Raw genomic sequence first — 16231 nt, 5'->3', positions numbered from 1 at the left:
ACTCCCGACCAGCTGCACTCCCGACCGGCTCAGCCCGCGACTGGCCACTCGACCAGCAGTTGCGCTACTTGACCAGCAGTTCCGCGATCTGGATGGTGTTGAGCGCCGCACCCTTGCGGAGGTTGTCGCCCGCCACCATGAGGTTGAGGCCCTTGTTGCCCTCGATCGACTGGTCCTGGCGGATGCGGCCCACCAGCGACTCGTCGATGCCGGCCGCGTCCAGCGGGGTCGGCACGTCGACGACCTTGACGCCCGGCGCCTTCGACAGCAGCTCGCGCGCCTGCTCCGGCGTGATGTCCTTGTCGAACTCCGCGTTGATGCTCAGCGTGTGACCGGTGAACACCGGCACGCGCACGCAGGTGCCGGCCACCCGCAGCTCCGGCAGGTCGAGGATCTTGCGCGACTCATTGCGCAGCTTCTGCTCCTCGTCCGTCTCCTCGGACCCGTCATCGACGAGCCCACCCGCGAGCGGCAGCACGTTGAACGCGATCGGCGCGACGTACGGCCCGTGGTCGTCGGTCTTCAGCGCCGAGCCGTCGTGAACCAGCTCGTGGCCGGCGCCGACATTGCCGGTGATCTGATCGTTCAGCGTGTCCACGCCGGCGAGCCCGGAACCGGAGACCGCCTGGTACGTCGACACGACCAGACGCTTGAGGCCCGCCGCATCGTGCAGCGCCTTGAGCACCGGCATCGCGGCCATCGTGGTGCAGTTGGGGTTGGCGATGATGCCCTTGGGTGGGTTCTTCGCCGCGTCCGGGTTCACCTCGGAGACGACGAGCGGGACGTCGGGGTCCTTGCGCCACGCGCTGGAATTGTCGACGACGACGGCGCCGGCGGCGGCGAACCGGGGGGCCTGCTCCTTCGACATCGTGCCGCCCGCGGAGAACAGGGCGATATCGATCCCCTCCAGCTCCTCGTCGGGCGTGTTGGCGGTGTCCTCGACGACGATGTCCTCACCGCGGAACGGCAGCGTGGTCCCGTCGGACCGGGCGGACGCGAAGAAACGGACCTTGTCAGCCGGGAAGTCCCGCTCCTCCAGCAGGGCACGCATGACGCGCCCCACCTGGCCCGTGGCTCCGACTACGGCGACAGTGGTCATCGAAAAGGTCAACTCCTGACAGGTTGGTCCCGGCCCGCCGCGGACGGGTTCTCCGCCCTGCGCTCGACCGACCGGCAGTACCCCATCCTACCGGGGTCGCCCAGCTCGGACAGCGGCGTGCGTCACACCCGGCCGCGCTTCGGGCACGAACACCACGCAAGGCGAGGCCGGGGCGGAGCGCGGGCGGGGGGGCACGCCCCGCCATCCGGTCGCTCGCCCCCCGGCCTCGCCGTCCGGAGGAATTCGCCTGTATCGGCCGAGTGGCGTTGCGCGAATTCCTCTTCTCGGCGAGGACCGCGGTGCTCGCCGAGGGGGTCGACGTCCTGGGCCAGAGGCCGTGGCATCGCTATCCACACCCCTCGGCCCCATCCACAGGTCGACGCGGATCCCTGCTCTGCGCCCCTGCCAGTCGACGTCCGCTTGGCAGAGTCACGGTCCGTGAGCGCAGAATCCCGCACCGCCCCCATCCGCACAGCCCCCATCCGCACCCGCGACCTGCGGCACCTGACCGGAAGCCGCGTCACGAACCGCGGTTACACCCGCCTGCACCACGGACTGTGGGTCCGGAACCACGTGCACGTCGACGCCTGGGCGCGGGCCGAAGCGCTCATGACGCTCTACCCGGACGCAACGTTGACCGGGTGGATCGCAGCCACGCTCTATGGGCACGACTTCCCGCCGCGCGAGTTCGCGGACGATGTGGTGGCGCCCGGCCGGCGGATCGAACGGCCCGGGCTGGCGGGCTGGCAGTACCGGATCCCGCCCGAGCACATCCACGTGCTGACGTCGGGACGTTCCCCCGACATCCGCATCGCCAGCCCCGAGTGGGTCTTGTTCGACATCGCTCGTCGCGAACCGCGCGTCGAGGCCATCTGCGCGCTCGACGCCTCCACCACCATGGGCGTCCTACCGATCAGCCGCCTACCGGCCCTGGTGGAGGACATGCACGGCGTCCGCGGTCGCCGGACTGTTCTCGAGAGGCTCGAGGAGGTCGACACAGATGCCGAGTCGCCCTGGGAAACCCGGACGCGGCTGTTCCTACTCGAGAACGGTCTGACCGGATTCGTCCTGCAGCACCGGGTGCCCGAGTTCAGGTATCGCCTGGACATCGCCTGGCCGGAGTTGAAGGTGGCGGTGGAATACGACGGAGGGGACCATCGCACGAAAGAGCAGCAGGCGAAGGACGAGATCCGACGGAACCGGCTTCGGGCGGCCGGCTGGTACATCGAGGTGGTCACCGCGACCTCGCTCGTCCGCACCCCCGGCGAGATCCTGGCCCACGTGCGCGCAGCCCTCCACCGCCGCGGCTACGGGAGCTTTCGCGGCTGAACCGACCGATTCGGACGACCCGCCGCGCCGCGCGAACGCCGAGCAGAGGATTTCGCACTGAGCCACTCGGGCGATACAGGCGAATTCCTCTGCTCGGCGGGGCGCCGGGTGCGCAGGCGCCGGGTGCGCGGGGCGGCGCGGGGGGCGCCGGGTGCGCGGGGCGCCGGGCGCCGGGCCGGCCCGGCTTGGGGCGGGCCGGCCGGGGGTCAGGTCAGCGGCCGGTGCCGGCGTAGACCTGCGCCTCCTCGTCGCCGCCCAGCTCGAACGCCGTGTGCAGCGCGCGGACACTGTCGGGCAACTCGTCCTCGCGGACCAGCGCCGAGATGCGGATCTCGGAGGTGGAGATGAGCTCGATGTTGATGCCGGCCTCGGACAGCGACTCGCAGAACGTCGCGGTGACGCCCGGGTGCGACTTCATGCCCGCGCCGACGAGGGAGACCTTGCCGACGTTGTCGTCGTAGAGCACCTGGTCGATACCCAGATCGTCCTTGGCCTGCGAGAGGACCTCAACGGCCTTGGCACCCACCTCGCGGGGGCAGGTGAAGGTGATGTCGGTCTTGCCCTCAGCCTTGGAGACGTTCTGCAGGACCATGTCGATGTTGATCTCGGCGTCGGCCACCACGCGGAAGATCTTGGCCGCGTACCCCGGCTGGTCGGGGATGCCGACGACCGTGATCTTGGCCTCCGAGGCGTCGTGAGCGACTCCGGTCAGGACTGCGTCTTCCACGGGGATGTCCTCCACTTTTCCGGCCACGAGCGTGCCCGGGTTGGTCGAATACGAAGAGCGGACGCGCAGCGGCACGTGGTAGCGGCGGGCGAACTCCACACTGCGCAGGTTGAGGATCTTGGACCCGACGGCCGCCATCTCCAGCATCTCCTCATACGAGATGGTGTCGAGCTTGCGGGCATCGGGCACGATCCGCGGGTCGGCGGTGTAGATGCCGTCCACGTCCGAGTAGATCTCGCACACGTCCGCACCCAGGGCCGAGGCCATCGCGACCGCGGTGGTGTCGGACCCGCCGCGACCCAGGGTCGTGACGTCGCGGGTCTCTCGGGACACCCCCTGGAAGCCCGCGACGAGGGCGATCTTGCCCTCGTCCAGCGCCTCACGGACGCGCCCCGGGGTGATGTCGATGATGCGGCTGTTGCCGTGCCTGGTCGTGGTGATGATCCCGGCCTGGGATCCGGTGAAGGAATAGGCCTCCATCCCGAACGAACTGATGGCCATCGCGAGCAGCGCGTTGGAGATGCGCTCCCCCGAGGTCAACAGCATGTCCATCTCGCGCTGCGGAGGCGAGGGACAGACCTGATCGGCCAGATCGAGTAGCTCGTCGGTCGTGTCGCCCATAGCCGAGGCCACGACCACGACGTCGTTACCCGCCTTCTTGGTCTCCACGATCCGTTCCGCCACCCGGCGGATTCGTTCTGCGGACTCCACGGAGGAGCCGCCGTACTTCTGCACTACGAGTGCCACGCGGTCACACCCTTCCGGTGTTGATCGGCTTACCGCAGACCTACTTTACGGGAGGTGTTTACTCATCAGGGATGAGTGAAATCTGGGCGGCAGTGATTCTCGCCCTCGCGTCCGCCCTCAGCCAGGCCTTCGGAACCGTCATGCGGCACCGATCGCCCCAGCGCGCGAAGGGTCGACACGAGGGTCACTTCAACGTGCTCGTGAGCCGGTACTGGTGGACCGGCATGGTCATCAGCCTCGCCGGATTCGCGTTCCAGGGCCTCGCGCTCGCGTTCGGATCGCTCATCCTCGTCCAGACGATCACCGTTCTCTCACTGACATTCGCCCTCCCCCTCGGCGCCTGGGTCACCGGTCGGCGGGTCACCAAGACCGAACTCCTCTGGGGGTACGTCCTCACGGGATGCGTGATGGTGCTCGTCATCTACGGACGGCCCACCGGAGGAGACGCCCACCCGCCCTGGTGGCAGTGGGCACTCGCGTGTGCGGGTGGGCTCCTCGTCGTCGTCGCCCTCCTCGGTGTCTCCCGCAACCGCCGCTCCAACGGCAACCGTGCCCTCCTGCTGGGCGTGGCCGGCGGCACCGCGTTCGCCTACGTCGCACTGCTGACGAAGGGCGTCACCGAGCGGTTCCACGACGGTGGACTGCTCACCGTGGCCACGACCGGCGAGGTGTACGGACTGGGGGTGGCCGCCGTCGCCGCGCTGACGCTGCAGCAGATGTCGTTCTCCGCAGGCGCCGTGCACCAGGCCGTGCCCGCCTCCACGGTCACCACCCCGGTCGTCTCGCTCGGCCTGGGCGTGGTGGTGCTGGGCGAGTGGTTCTCCGTCGACGGCGCCGCGCTGATGCTCCTGGGCGTCACCCTCACCGTGATGGTGCTCGCGACGGTGCGGCTCGCGCACAAGGAGGTCGACACGGCTCCGTCGATCCCCGACCACCGCGCGCCGAACCGCCGCGCCGCGGAGTGACGCGCCTCCGAGTAACGCCCCCGGTTCACGCCGCGACGTCCTCACCATGAGGACCCATGTCGAGCGGCCCGAAAACTCTCCACCATCGCCTACGCTGGGCCCCATGCGCCTCACACGTCACAGTGGCCTCACCCGTCCCGGCCGGTTGGCCGCAGCGGTGGCCGCCATCGTCGGGACGGTCGCCGCGTCGCTCGCGGTCGCGGCACCCACGGCCGGCGCGGTCGTGAACGGCGCGCCCTCCGGCCCCGCCCCGTGGGCCGTGCAGATCACCGTCTTCGGCGACGTGCTCGGCGCCCCGTGCACCGGCGTCGTCATCCACCCGCGCTGGGTGGCCACCGCCGCACACTGCGGCCCGACGAACCCCAACGCGTACACCCTCGGATTCGGGAACCTCGCCACCGTGCCCGGGGGCTTCGGCTCGACCGCCCCACTGGCCAGCCCGAGCATCGTCGGCGCATTCGGATCTCTCGACACGGGCAGCCTCGGTCGCCACACCCCGGCCGCCGCCTACAAGGCACCCGCCGGGGACTTCATGCTCCTCAAACTCCGCCACCCCGCGCCGTCGCCGTCCGTGCGGCGCGCCGGCGTCGACCCCGGCCCCGGCGACGTCCTGCGTTTCCACGGTTTCGGCGAGACCGAACCCCTCGGGATGCGCTCACCCGTCCTGCGCACCGGCCTGACCCGCCTCGAGCGGATCGAGGCGCGACCCGGCTCCCGCGTCGGCCACTCCCACACCACCCAGGGCGGATTCTCGCCCGGCGACTCCGGCGGACCCGTGTTCCAGGGTGACCGACTGGTGGGCGTCCACAACGTCTCCGACCGCGCCCGCCGGCAGCCCGACGGCACCATCCCGGCCCGGTACGAATCGATCCCCGCCCAGAACGGCTGGATCGACTGGATGATCGCCAACCGATGACCCAGGTCACGTGGCAGTGCCGAACCCCCCGGGTTTTTGCCACACTGGACAAATGACCCCGCCGGAGCTCGTCATCCGCCGCGCCGCGCGTGCGGACGTGGACCTCGTGCTGTCCGCGGGCGACCTGCTCAGCACCCCGCCCACCGCGGAATGGACCACGGACTTCCTCGACCGCGGATCCAACCTGCTCGTGCTGGCGCTGCAGGACGAGGTGCCGGTCGCGATGCTCGTCGCGGTGGAGACCGGGCACCTCGGCGCCAGCCCCGACCTGTTCGTCTACGGGATCCGGGTCCGCGAGGACCTGCGCGGCCGCGGCATCGCCCACCGACTGGTCGAGAAGGCGGTGGAGGTGGCCGAGGAGGCCGGCTGCAGCAAGGTGTGGGGATCCATGCAGGTACCCGACGACTTCACGCAGGACCCGCCGCCGTCACCCCCCGAAGCGACCACGGCCGAGCCCTCGACGTTCGTGATTCCGATTCCGTGACGGCCCGCGGGGATGTGTATGATGGCCCGCATGCAGCGCGTGCTCCTTCTTGGGTGCCGCGGCGGGGCCCGCTGAGGCGGACCGGCTCCCCGTCGCGGGATCTCGTCGCGCCGGTCCGATCCCTGCCGATCGCCCCCCTAGGAAGTTGAGCCACTGCAATGAATCCCGCTGATGCCTTCGTCTCGTCGTCGTCGACCCTGACTCCCCCCTCCAAGCCCGGTCGCCCCGACCAGCCGTCGTGGAACAAACAGCGCGGCTCCTCGATGCCCGCGCACCGGTACCGGCCGTTCGCCGAGGAGGTCGAGGACGTCTCCCTGCCCGACCGCACGTGGCCGGACAAGATCATCACCCACGCCCCCCAGTGGTGCGCCGTGGACCTGCGCGACGGCAACCAGGCCCTGATCGACCCCATGAGCCCCGCGCGCAAGCGCCGCATGTTCGACCTGCTCGTCCGCATGGGCTACAAGGAGATCGAGGTCGGATTCCCGTCCGCCTCGCAGACGGATTACGACTTCGTCCGCGAGATCATCGAGGACGACGCGATTCCCGAGGACGTCACCATCCAGGTGCTGGTCCAGTGCCGCGAGGACCTCATCCGCCGCACGTTCGAGGCGTGCGAGGGCGCGTCCGACGTGATCGTGCACTTCTACAACTCGACGTCGATCCTGCAGCGCAAGGTGGTCTTCCGCAAGGACCGCGAGGCCATCAAGAAGATCGCCACCGACGCCGCCGAGCTGGTCACCACGATCGCCAAGGACTACCCCGACACCAACTGGCGCTGGGAGTACTCGCCCGAGTCCTTCACCGGCACCGAGCTGGCGTTCTCCAAGGAGATCTGCGACGCCGTCACCGAGGTCGTCGGCGCCACCCCCGAGAACCCGATCATCCTCAACCTGCCGGCGACCGTCGAGATGGCCACGCCCAACGTGTACGCCGACCAGATCGAGTGGATGCACCGCAACCTGGCGAACCGCGAGTCGACCATCCTGTCGCTGCACCCGCACAACGACCGCGGCACCGGCGTCGCCGCCGCCGAGCTGGGCTACCAGGCCGGCGCCGACCGCATCGAGGGCTGCCTGTTCGGCAACGGCGAGCGCACCGGCAACGTCTGCCTGGTGACGCTGGGCATGAACATGCTCACCCGCGGCGTCGACCCGCAGATCAACTTCTCCGACATGGACGAGATCCGCCGCACCGTCGAGTACGCCAACCAGCTGCGCGTGCCCGAGCGCCACCCCTACGGCGGCGACCTGGTCTTCACCGCGTTCTCCGGCTCGCACCAGGACGCCATCAACAAGGGCTTCGACGCCCTGCAGGCCGAGGCCGACACCCGCGGCGAGGACATCACCGACATCACGTGGGAGGTCCCCTACCTGCCGGTCGACCCCAAGGACGAGGGCCGCACCTACGAGGCCGTCATCCGCGTGAACTCGCAGTCCGGCAAGGGCGGCGTCGCCTACATCATGAAGAGCGACTACGGCCTGCAGCTGCCGCGGCGCCTGCAGATGGAGTTCTCGCAGCTCGTCCAGAACGTCACCGACTCCGAGGGCGGCGAGGTCACCCCCAAGGCGATGTGGGACATCTTCTCGATGGAGTACCTGGACCGCGTCTCGCCCATGGAGCGCATGTCGCAGCACCTCGTGCCCGCCGAGACCGACGACGGCGAGGACGCCATCGAGGCCGTCATCAAGTGGAAGGGCGAGACCCGTGAGCTGTCGGGGTCCGGGAACGGACCCCTCGCCGCGTTCGTCGCCGCCCTGAACGAGATGTTCGACGACGAGGTACGCATCCTCGACTACTCGGAGCACGCGATGACGTCCGGGGATGACGCCACCGCGGCCGCGTACGTCGAGGTGCAGTTCGGTAACCGGGTCTTCTGGGGTGTCGGACGGGCCGGTTCCATCACCACCGCCTCCCTGCGCGCCGTGGTCTCCGCCGTCAACCGCGCCTACGCCGACGAGGCCGAGGGCGCCGAGGCCGTCGGTTCGGTCGAGGGCGCCCGCACCTGGGCTCCCTGACCGGCTGACGTCGGCTGGGCCGGCGCGCCGGGTGGGCCCACCGCCCGGGTGGTGCCCGCCGCGCGGGTGGGCCCGCCGCGCGGGTGGGCCCGCCCTTCGGACATCGACAAGACCGTTCCGCGCACATCGCCCGAGAGGCTGTGTGCGGAACGGTCTTCTCGTCGCGCGTCGTGGCCGCCCGAATCGTGGGGCGGCACAAGCCGTTTGGTCTCATCGTCCGGGCGGACGCCGCCACATCAGTCACATCACCCTCAGATATCCCTCCGGTAACGAGGGTCTCGATTCGGTCACGTCAAGCGCGTAATGTAGCGGCGGGCCGCGCCGATAGGTATGGGTCGGCCCTTCGCAAACCTCAGTCTGGAGCCCGTATGTCCGTGACACGCCGTGGATTTCTCACAGCCGCATCCGTCGGCGTGGGCGCCGCCGTCGCCTCCACCGTCCGAGGTCCCGTCGCCGGGGCCAATCCCTTCACCACCGGCTCGCTCGGCGTGGCCCAGGACCTCATGCAGTCGGTCTCGACCGGCAGCGGGATGATCCAGCCCAACGGCCCTCTCGGCTACGTCGGCGTGACGTTCCCCAGTGCCGAGGAGATCGTCGGCCGGATCCGGTTCGCATTCCCCGACGGCTCGGTCGGTGACTGGCTCCCGCTCGAGGGGATGGACTCCGCCCCGGACGCCGGCAGCACGCCCGCCTCCGAACTCGTCGGCGCGCCCGATGGTGCCGTGGGGTACGAGGTCGATGCGCCCGCGGGCGCCGAGGCGACCGTGTTCGACGACGGCCGCGGAACCCCGCGCAACTACAGCCTCGGCAGCGTCGGCCTGGCGGGCCTACCGGTCATCCCGCGCGCGGCGTGGGGTGCGGGCGATGTCGCGGGCTTCCGCTGGGCGCCCTCCTACTTCCCCGCGCAGTCCATCACGATCCACCACACCGCCTCCCCGGTCGGGCCGGACCGTGCGGCCAGTGTGCGGGCGATCTACAACTATCACGCCAACACCCTGGGCTGGGGCGACGTCGGGTACCACCTGCTCATCGACCCCGAGGGCCGGATCTACCAGGGCCGCGGCGGAACGCCCGTCGGAAACCCCGTCTTCCAGTTCCCGCCGGTCGCCGGGATCGCACCCCCGATCGTCACCGGTGGCCACGTGGGGGGCTTCAACAACGGCAACATCGGCATCAGCCTGCTCGGTGACTTCACCGGTGCACCGCCAACCTCACGCGCGGTGGGCGCGGCGATCGACTGCGTCCGGGCCCTGTGCAACGCCACCGGCATCAACCCGCGTGCGGGGATCAACTACCGCAACCCGCAGGGTGGGGCCACGCGACCGATGATGGCCGTGTCGGGCCACCGCGACTGGGGCGGGACCGCCTGCCCGGGCAACTCGTTCTACCCGCAGATGCAGTTCATCCGCGACCAGGCAGCGCGGGGTTGGGCCCCGACCGCCGTCTCCTCGGCGGTGTTCGGCTCCTGACCTGAACGGGGCCGCGCCGCACGCCCCTCGCGGCGTAGCCGTCGCCGCCGAGCAGAGGATTTCTACTGCATCGCCCGAGTAGCGGGTGCGCGAATTCCTCTGCTCGGCGGGCGGGTGCCCGCCCGGGCGGCGGACCCGCCCGGGCGCCGCTCAGCCGCCGCCGCCGCTCAGTCGCGGGCGCGGCTGGGGACCAGCATGCCGAGCACCCAGTTGACCAGGCCGATCACGATCGCGCCGAAGAACGCAGCCCAGAACCCGCTCACCACGTACTCGGCCCCGAAGGGCTGGAACGTCGTGGTGATCCAGCCGGTGAGCATGAGCATCAGCGCGTTGACCACCAGCAGGAACAGGCCAAGGGTGAGGATCGTCAGCGGCAGCGACAGCAACTGAACGATCGGTTTGATCACCGCGTTGACCAGCGTGAACACCACCGCTACGACGAGCAGCGCCGTGATGGTGGGGACGTTCACCTCGTTCTCGATGTCGCCGGCGCCAGAGGCTGCGGCCCCGGAGATCTCGTGCAGGGTGATGCCCGGCACGATCAGCGTCGCCACCCACAGGGCGACGGCGTTGACGATCAGCCGCAATATCAGCGCCATCGAATGGTCAGCTCCTCACGTACTCGTCGGCCACGTCGAGTGCGCGGTCGAAGATGTCGAGGCCCTCGTTGGCCTCGTCCGGGGTGATGATGCACGGCGGCACCACGTGGAATCGGTTGTAGTTCATGAACAGCAGCAGGCCGTCGGACTTTGCCTTACCGAACGTGCGGGCCATGGCCTCCGATGATCCACCGTAGGGCGCGAGGGGCTCGCGTGTCTCGCGGTCGGCCACCATCTCCACGGCCCAGAACACGCCGAGGCCGCGGACCTCGCCGATCGACGGGTGCTTCTCGGCGAGCTCGCGCAGGCGCGGGCCGATGACGTCCTCGCCGATCATCTTCGCGTTCTCGACGATCTTCTCGTCGCGCATGAGATTGATCGTCGCGACCACGGAGGCGCAGGCCAGCGGGTGTCCGGCGTAGGTCAGGCCACCGGTGTAGGGCGTGGTCTCGAAGGAGGCGGCGATGCGGTCGTGCAGGATGACGCCGCCGAGCGGGACGTAACCCGAGTTCGAGCCCTTGGCGAAGGTGATGAGATCGGGCGCCCAGTCGTCGTCGCCGGAGCGGAAGTGGTCCAGGGCGAGCCACTCGCCGGTGCGGCCGAAGCCGGACATGACCTCGTCGCAGATCATGACGATCCCGTACTTGTCGCAGATCTCGCGCACACCGCGCAGGTAGTCGGCCGGCGGCACCATGATGCCGACCGTGCCGGGCACCGACTCGATGATGAGGGCGGCGAAGTGGTCGGGGCCCTCGAGGCCGATGAGCGAGTCGAGGTGCTCGAGTGCCCGGTCGCATTCCTGCTTGTCGTTCTCGGCGTAGAACTGCGAGCGGTACAGGAACGGGGCGTGGAAGTGCACGGCGCCGGTGTTGCCCATGTCGTTGGCCCAGCGGCGGGTGTCACCGGTGAGGTTCATCGAGGTGGTGGTGGCGCCGTGGTAGCTGCGGAACGCCGACAGGGTCTTGTGGCGGCCGGTGTGGCGGCGGGCCATGCGGACGGCGTGCTCGACGGCCTCGGTGCCGGCGTTGGTGAAGAACACGCGGTTCATCCCGGCGGGCGCGACCTCGGCGACGAGGCGGGCGGCCTCGGCGCGGGCGGCGTTGGCGTGCGCCGGATTGATGGTGCACAGCTCGGCGGCCTGGTCCTGGATGGCCTTGACGACCACCGGGTGCTGATGGCCGATGTTGGTGTTGACCAGCTGCGAGGTGAAGTCGAGCAGCCGGTTGCCGTCCCCGTCGGTGAGGTGGCAGCCCTCGGCCGCGGTGACGACCATCGGGTCGCTCGAGCCCCAGGCCGACCACGGGGTCAGGACGTGGGCGCGTTCCTTCTCGTAGACCTCACGGGCGGCGGCGTTCTGGGGTGCGGGCACTTGCTGTACTCCTGTGGTCGACGACGGTGGCCGTCGCCCATCATGTCAGTTCCGCCGCGCCGCCTCGGACCAGCGCCCCACGATGCGGAACGCGGGGGTCTGGAGGCGCGGAACGCGGGCGCCGAGCAGCGCGGAGCGCGGGGGTCAGAAGAGCGCCCCCTGCGCACTGTCCACGGCCTGGGCCCCGGCGACGGGCCGCCCGGGCGCTACGGCGGCGAGCATCTCCTCGAACCGGGCATACGGCACCAGCTCGAGCCCCTTCTTGCGGGCGAACGCGGTCCGACCTCGCACGGCACCCGGTGCGTCGCACACCGCGAGGGACGTGCGGGACGAGATGCGGTCGGCGACGTAGAGACCGGAGTCGACGACGAGGCCGGCGATCTCCTCCGGATCGCGGTCCACGTCCTGGGTGAAGACCACCTCCATGCCCTGCACCAGCCCGCCGCCGCGCTTCAGCCGCCCGGCCGGCCGCCACAGCCTGGGGGCGGCGAGGGCCTCCGCCCACACCGTGGACACGAGGTAGCCGGTCTCGGGGTGCGCCACCATCGCGTCGAGTTCGCGCACCTTCGGCTGCACGTCCTTGCCCCTGGCCACCTCGAGCAGTCCGGCGAACACCCCGGCCAACACGAGGGCGTCATCGTGGGCGTCGTGCGCGGCCCGCTGCACCACCCCGAAGTGGGCGGCGAGCGTCGACAGTTTAAGGTCGGCGGTGGACAGGTGCAGCCGACCGGCGAAGTCCAGGGTGCACAGGAACCGCTCGAGCGGCGCCGGGAGTCCTGCCCGGCGGGCCTCGGCCGCGAGGAACGACGCGTCGAAGGCGGCGTGGTGGGCGACGACCGTCCTCCCGTCGAGCACCCGGTCCAACTCGGCGGCCACGTCCGGGAAGCGTGGTTTGCCCGCGAGGAGTGCGGGGGTGAGGCCGTGCACGTGGACCGGCCCCGGGTCGACGCCCGGATTGAGCAGGGTTGTGAACTCCTCGACCACCTCGCCGTCGTCGTCGATCACCACCGCGGCCACCGACAACACACGGTCGACCGCCGGCGTCATCCCCGACGTCTCGACGTCCACCACCACCCAACCTGCCATGCCCACCATCGTTCCAGACCCCTACGACATCCCGGCCGTCACCGTCGCAGGTCACGGCGTTCACACCGTGGTGAACACCGCGAGCGGCCGCCACGCGCTGGGCGGTGCGGTGCGGTTCTGAGGCGGCCGTGATGCCCGGACGCCGCGCTGCCTAGACTCTGCGGCATGAGTTCCCCCGCGATCACCGCACTCACCCCCCGCGGCCGGGTGGCCGTGGCCGTCTCCCGGCTGGCGACCTGGGCGTCCCGGGTGTCGGGGCGCGGGTCGGGCGGGATGATCGGCGGCCTGGTGGCGCTCAAGCTCGATCCCGGCCTCATGCGCCAGCTCGCGGCGGGCCGGCGGACCGTGCTGGTCACGGGGACCAACGGCAAGTCGACGACGACGAGGATGGTCGCCTCCGCCCTGTCGACCGTGGGCCGGGTCGCCTCGAACGCGAACGGCGACAACATGGACGCCGGGATCGTGTCCGCCCTCGGGGCCGACCGGGTGGCCGGTTTGGCCGCCATCGAGGTCGACGAGCTCCACACCCCCGCGGTCGCGGAAAACACGGCGCCCGAGGCGATCGTGCTGCTCAATCTCAGCCGCGACCAGCTGGACCGGGTCGGGGAGATCAACGCCATCGAGCGCCGGCTGCGGGCCGGGGTGGCCGCGCAGCCGCAGGCGACGGTGGTGGCGAACTGCGACGACGTGATGATCACCTCCGTGGCGTACGACAACCCGTCCGTGGTCTGGGTGGCCGCAGGGTCCGCGTGGGCGGGCGACTCGGTGAGCTGCCCGCGCACCGGCGAACCCATCTCGCGGATGGTGGACTCCACCGGGGCCGTGCGGTGGCGGTCCGAGGGCACGCTGCCCGACGGCCGGACGTTCGAGCGGCCCGAACCGGACTGGTGGGTCGACGACGAGGCCATCCACGGGCCCGACGGGTTCAGCGCTCCCATGAGTCTGGCCATCCCGGGGCGGGCCAACCGGGGCAACGCCGCGCAGGCGGTCGCCGCCGCCGTGGCGATGGGCGCCGATCCCGCCGCCGCGGTCCGGGCGGTGGAGCAGGTCGACGACGTGGCCGGCCGCTACTCGACGGTCGACGTGAACGGGCGGTCCGCGCATCTGCTGCTGGCCAAGAACCCGGCCGGCTGGCAGGAGGCTCTGGGCATGATCGACACGTCCGCCGACGGCCTGGTGATCGCAGTGAACGGGCAGGTCGCCGACGGCGTGGACCTGTCATGGCTGTGGGACGTTCGGTTCGAGAGCTTCGAGGGCGTGACCGTGTACGCCTCGGGCGAGCGGGCGGCGGATCTGTCCGTGCGGCTGACGTACGCCGGGGTCCGACACGAGCTGGAACCTGATCCGCTGGCCGCGATCCGGCGTTGTCCCCCGGGGCGGGTCGAGGTGCTGGCCAACTACACCGCGTTCCGCGACCTGGGGCGGGCGATCGCCGCAACGGGAAAGGCTCAGATGGGAGGGACCCAGTCATGACTACTCAGGACCCGCGCAACGCCGGGGGCCGCGACGCCGGCGCCTCGGCCTCACCGCTGGACACTGTCGCCGCGGACTCTCCCCGTCCCTCCGAGTCGACCGTGCGGATCGGCCTGGTCCTGCCCGACGTCATGGGTACGTACGGCGACGACGGCAACTCGTTAATCCTGCGTCAGCGCCTGAGGTGGCGCGGATTCGACGCCGAGATCGTGCGCATCACCCTGGAGGACGAGGTCCCCGACTCGTGCGACCTCTACACCGTGGGCGGTGGCGAGGACGCGGCGCAGAAGCTGGCGTCCCGGCACCTGACCGCGTCGCCGGGGCTGCAGCGGGCGGTGGAGCGCGGCGCGCCGGTCCTGGCGATCTGTGCCGGGATGCAGGTGTTCGGCGAGTGGTTCGTCGTCTCGGACGGCTCGCGCGCGCCGGGGCTCGGGCTGCTGGACGTCACCACGTCTCCGCAGGCGACCCGCTCGATCGGCGAGCTGGTGGTCACGCCGCAGGTCGACGGCCTGACGCAGCCGCTCACGGGCTTCGAGAACCACATGGGCGCCACCGTGTTGGGCTCCGACGCCGCTCCCCTGGGCCGGGTCACCTCCGGTGTGGGCAACGGCGTGCCGGCCGGTCAGTCGGTCCCCGCCGGCGGGTTGGTCGAGGGTGTGGTGCAGGGCTCGATCATCGCCACCTATATGCACGGGCCGGTGCTGGCCCGCAATCCGGAGCTCGCCGACCTGCTGCTGTGCCGCGCGCTGGGCGTGGACTCGCTACCGCCGGTCGAGGTGCCGGCGGTGGAGCGGCTGCGCCGGGAGCGGATCGCGGCCGCCCGGCGCTGACCAGCGACCGCAGCGCGGCTCGTGACGAGGCCCGCCCGGCTCTCGGCCGGCTCGCGCCTCGGGGGTGACACCGGAGTCCGCGCCGCGTTTGCCGGGCGGGCCGGGTTCGGTGACATACCCTCGGACGCATGTGTGAACACCACGGCACCGCCACCATCACCGGATCCGTGACCCCTCCCGATCCCGCCATCGAGGCGGCGCAGGTCCGCGCGATGTGGGAGACACTCGGACTGCCGGGCATCATCGACGTGCACACGCACTTCATGCCCCCGCGCGTGTTGGCCAAGGTGTGGGACTACTTCGACGCCGCTGGGCCGAAGATCGGCCGCCCGTGGCCCATCACCTACCGTGAGGCCGAGGACGAGCGCGTCGAGCGGCTCCGGTCGTACGGGGTTCTGGCGTTCTCGTCGATGCTGTACCCGCATAAGCCCGACATGGGGGCGTGGCTCAACGCGTGGGCCGCGGAGTTCGCCTCCCGGCACCCGGACTGCCTGCACACGGCGACCTTCTACCCCGAGCCGGCGGCGGGCGACTACGTCCGGGATGCAGTCGACGCCGGGGCCCGGGTGTTCAAGTCGCACATCCAGGTGGGCGAGTACGACCCCCGTGACCCGCTGTTGGAACCGGTGTGGGGTGTGCTGTCCGAGGCGCAGGTGCCGACGGTCATCCACTGCGGGTCCGGGCCCGTGGCGGGCGAGTTCACCGGACCTGAGCCGGTGGCTGCGGTGCTCGAGCAGTTCCCTGAGCTGCCGCTGATCGTCGCCCACATGGGCATGGGCGAGTACTCGCAGTTCCTCGATCTGGCCGAGCGGTACCAGAACGTCTACCTCGACACCACGATGGCGTTCACGGACTTCGTCGAGGAGACCATGCCGTTTCCGGAGGCCGAGCGCGGTCGCCTGGCCGATCTGGGCCACAAGATCCTGCTGGGGACCGATTTCCCGAACATCCCGTACCCGTACGCGCACCAGCTCGAAGCCCTGGCCGGGCTCGGGCTCGGCGACGACTGGCTACGGGCGGTGTGGCACGGAAACTCCGCGAGGCTGTTCGGGCTCTGACTCCGCGCCCGGGTAGCCGATCTCCGGGCTCGGTGCGGGGTCGGCCGGGGCCCGGCTATTGA

At 70.5% G+C, this 16231-nt stretch carries 15 protein-coding genes; 10 read left to right on the top strand and 5 right to left on the bottom strand.

The features are described from left to right. Positions 1–64: 64 nt before the first annotated feature. Positions 65–1099, bottom strand: a complete 1035-nt coding sequence (locus J1M64_RS05685) for an aspartate-semialdehyde dehydrogenase (RefSeq protein ID WP_206473372.1) — start codon at positions 1097–1099, stop codon at positions 65–67. 438 nt (positions 1100–1537) lie between these two features. Here J1M64_RS05685 and J1M64_RS05680 point away from each other — a divergent pair, with 438 nt between their 5' ends. After that, positions 1538–2428, top strand: a complete 891-nt coding sequence (locus J1M64_RS05680) for an endonuclease domain-containing protein (RefSeq protein ID WP_240341222.1) — start codon at positions 1538–1540, stop codon at positions 2426–2428. 211 nt (positions 2429–2639) lie between these two features. On the opposite strand, the gene J1M64_RS05675 is transcribed toward J1M64_RS05680, so the two are convergent. Further along, positions 2640–3902: an aspartate kinase gene (locus J1M64_RS05675; RefSeq protein WP_163375386.1), complete on the bottom strand. Its 1263-nt coding sequence runs from the start codon at positions 3900–3902 to the stop codon at positions 2640–2642. Between the two features lie 71 nt (positions 3903–3973). On the opposite strand from J1M64_RS05675, the gene J1M64_RS05670 reads away from it, so the two are divergent. The 5 genes from J1M64_RS05670 to J1M64_RS05650 all read left to right on the top strand — a co-directional run bounded on the left by J1M64_RS05670 (position 3974) and on the right by J1M64_RS05650 (position 9754). Continuing rightward, positions 3974–4867 (top strand): DMT family transporter, encoded by an 894-nt coding sequence (locus tag J1M64_RS05670; protein WP_206473362.1) that lies wholly within the window; start codon positions 3974–3976, stop codon positions 4865–4867. Between the two features lie 103 nt (positions 4868–4970). Then, positions 4971–5783, top strand: coding sequence for a trypsin-like serine protease (locus J1M64_RS05665; RefSeq protein ID WP_206473359.1), 813 nt, complete (start codon positions 4971–4973; stop codon positions 5781–5783). 52 nt (positions 5784–5835) lie between these two features. Beyond that, entirely contained in the window at positions 5836–6267 is a 432-nt protein-coding gene (locus J1M64_RS05660; RefSeq protein WP_206473357.1) for a GNAT family N-acetyltransferase, read from the top strand. A 158-nt stretch (positions 6268–6425) separates the two neighbouring features. Continuing rightward, the gene (gene leuA, locus J1M64_RS05655) at positions 6426–8285 is read left to right on the top strand and encodes a 2-isopropylmalate synthase (RefSeq protein ID WP_206473355.1); all 1860 of its coding nucleotides are present in this window, start codon (positions 6426–6428) and stop codon (positions 8283–8285) included. A 368-nt stretch (positions 8286–8653) separates the two neighbouring features. Further along, a complete protein-coding gene (locus J1M64_RS05650) occupies positions 8654–9754 on the top strand; it encodes a peptidoglycan recognition family protein (protein WP_206473353.1) in 1101 nt (366 codons plus the stop codon). 167 nt (positions 9755–9921) lie between these two features. Here J1M64_RS05650 and J1M64_RS05645 read toward each other — a convergent pair whose 3' ends face one another. The 3 genes from J1M64_RS05645 to J1M64_RS05635 form a co-directional block, all read right to left on the bottom strand. Continuing rightward, complete coding sequence (locus J1M64_RS05645; protein ID WP_069389444.1) at positions 9922–10353, bottom strand: phage holin family protein; 432 nt, start codon at positions 10351–10353, stop codon at positions 9922–9924. A gap of 7 nt (positions 10354–10360) precedes the next feature. Beyond that, positions 10361–11722 carry an aspartate aminotransferase family protein gene (locus J1M64_RS05640; protein ID WP_067714604.1) on the bottom strand — a complete coding sequence of 454 codons (1362 nt, stop codon included), beginning with the start codon at positions 11720–11722 and terminating at the stop codon, positions 10361–10363. 144 nt (positions 11723–11866) lie between these two features. Further along, positions 11867–12808: an exonuclease domain-containing protein gene (locus J1M64_RS05635; RefSeq protein ID WP_206473351.1), complete on the bottom strand. Its 942-nt coding sequence runs from the start codon at positions 12806–12808 to the stop codon at positions 11867–11869. On the opposite strand from J1M64_RS05635, the gene J1M64_RS20155 reads away from it, so the two are divergent. The 4 genes from J1M64_RS20155 (at position 12807) to J1M64_RS05620 (ending at position 16169) form a co-directional block, all read left to right on the top strand. Beyond that, positions 12807–12929, top strand: a complete 123-nt coding sequence (locus J1M64_RS20155; protein ID WP_274601482.1) for a hypothetical protein — start codon at positions 12807–12809, stop codon at positions 12927–12929. The genes J1M64_RS05635 and J1M64_RS20155 overlap by 2 nt on opposite strands. 44 nt (positions 12930–12973) lie before the next feature. Then, positions 12974–14281: a MurT ligase domain-containing protein gene (locus J1M64_RS05630; protein ID WP_206473349.1), complete on the top strand. Its 1308-nt coding sequence runs from the start codon at positions 12974–12976 to the stop codon at positions 14279–14281. Then, entirely contained in the window at positions 14278–15111 is an 834-nt protein-coding gene (locus J1M64_RS05625; protein ID WP_206473347.1) for a type 1 glutamine amidotransferase, read from the top strand. The genes J1M64_RS05630 and J1M64_RS05625 overlap by 4 nt, the downstream gene beginning before the upstream one ends. Before the next feature lie 128 nt (positions 15112–15239). Beyond that, positions 15240–16169 carry an amidohydrolase family protein gene (locus J1M64_RS05620; RefSeq protein ID WP_206473345.1) on the top strand — a complete coding sequence of 310 codons (930 nt, stop codon included), beginning with the start codon at positions 15240–15242 and terminating at the stop codon, positions 16167–16169. The last annotated feature ends 62 nt before the right edge of the window (positions 16170–16231 follow it).

The sequence above is a fragment of the Dietzia sp. KRD202 genome (assembly GCF_017168155.1).
Lineage (GTDB): Bacteria > Actinomycetota > Actinomycetes > Mycobacteriales > Mycobacteriaceae > Dietzia > Dietzia kunjamensis.
This window is presented reverse-complemented; position numbering and strand designations above follow the sequence as displayed.

Excerpts from the sequence above, each read along its gene's own strand:
- J1M64_RS05645 (WP_069389444.1), bottom strand. The coding sequence starts at position 10,353 with ATGGCGCTGATATTGCGGCTGATCGTCAACGCCGTCGCCCTGTGGGTG.
- J1M64_RS20155 (WP_274601482.1), top strand. The coding sequence starts at position 12,807 with ATGCCCACCATCGTTCCAGACCCCTACGACATCCCGGCCGTCACCGTC.
- J1M64_RS05635 (WP_206473351.1), bottom strand. The coding sequence starts at position 12,808 with ATGGCAGGTTGGGTGGTGGTGGACGTCGAGACGTCGGGGATGACGCCG.
- J1M64_RS05660 (WP_206473357.1), top strand. The coding sequence starts at position 5,836 with ATGACCCCGCCGGAGCTCGTCATCCGCCGCGCCGCGCGTGCGGACGTG.
- J1M64_RS05685 (WP_206473372.1), bottom strand. The coding sequence starts at position 1,099 with ATGACCACTGTCGCCGTAGTCGGAGCCACGGGCCAGGTGGGGCGCGTC.
- leuA (WP_206473355.1), top strand. The coding sequence starts at position 6,426 with ATGAATCCCGCTGATGCCTTCGTCTCGTCGTCGTCGACCCTGACTCCC.
- J1M64_RS05670 (WP_206473362.1), top strand. The coding sequence starts at position 3,974 with ATGAGTGAAATCTGGGCGGCAGTGATTCTCGCCCTCGCGTCCGCCCTC.
- J1M64_RS05620 (WP_206473345.1), top strand. The coding sequence starts at position 15,240 with ATGTGTGAACACCACGGCACCGCCACCATCACCGGATCCGTGACCCCT.
- J1M64_RS05665 (WP_206473359.1), top strand. The coding sequence starts at position 4,971 with ATGCGCCTCACACGTCACAGTGGCCTCACCCGTCCCGGCCGGTTGGCC.
- J1M64_RS05630 (WP_206473349.1), top strand. The coding sequence starts at position 12,974 with ATGAGTTCCCCCGCGATCACCGCACTCACCCCCCGCGGCCGGGTGGCC.
- J1M64_RS05650 (WP_206473353.1), top strand. The coding sequence starts at position 8,654 with ATGTCCGTGACACGCCGTGGATTTCTCACAGCCGCATCCGTCGGCGTG.
- J1M64_RS05625 (WP_206473347.1), top strand. The coding sequence starts at position 14,278 with ATGACTACTCAGGACCCGCGCAACGCCGGGGGCCGCGACGCCGGCGCC.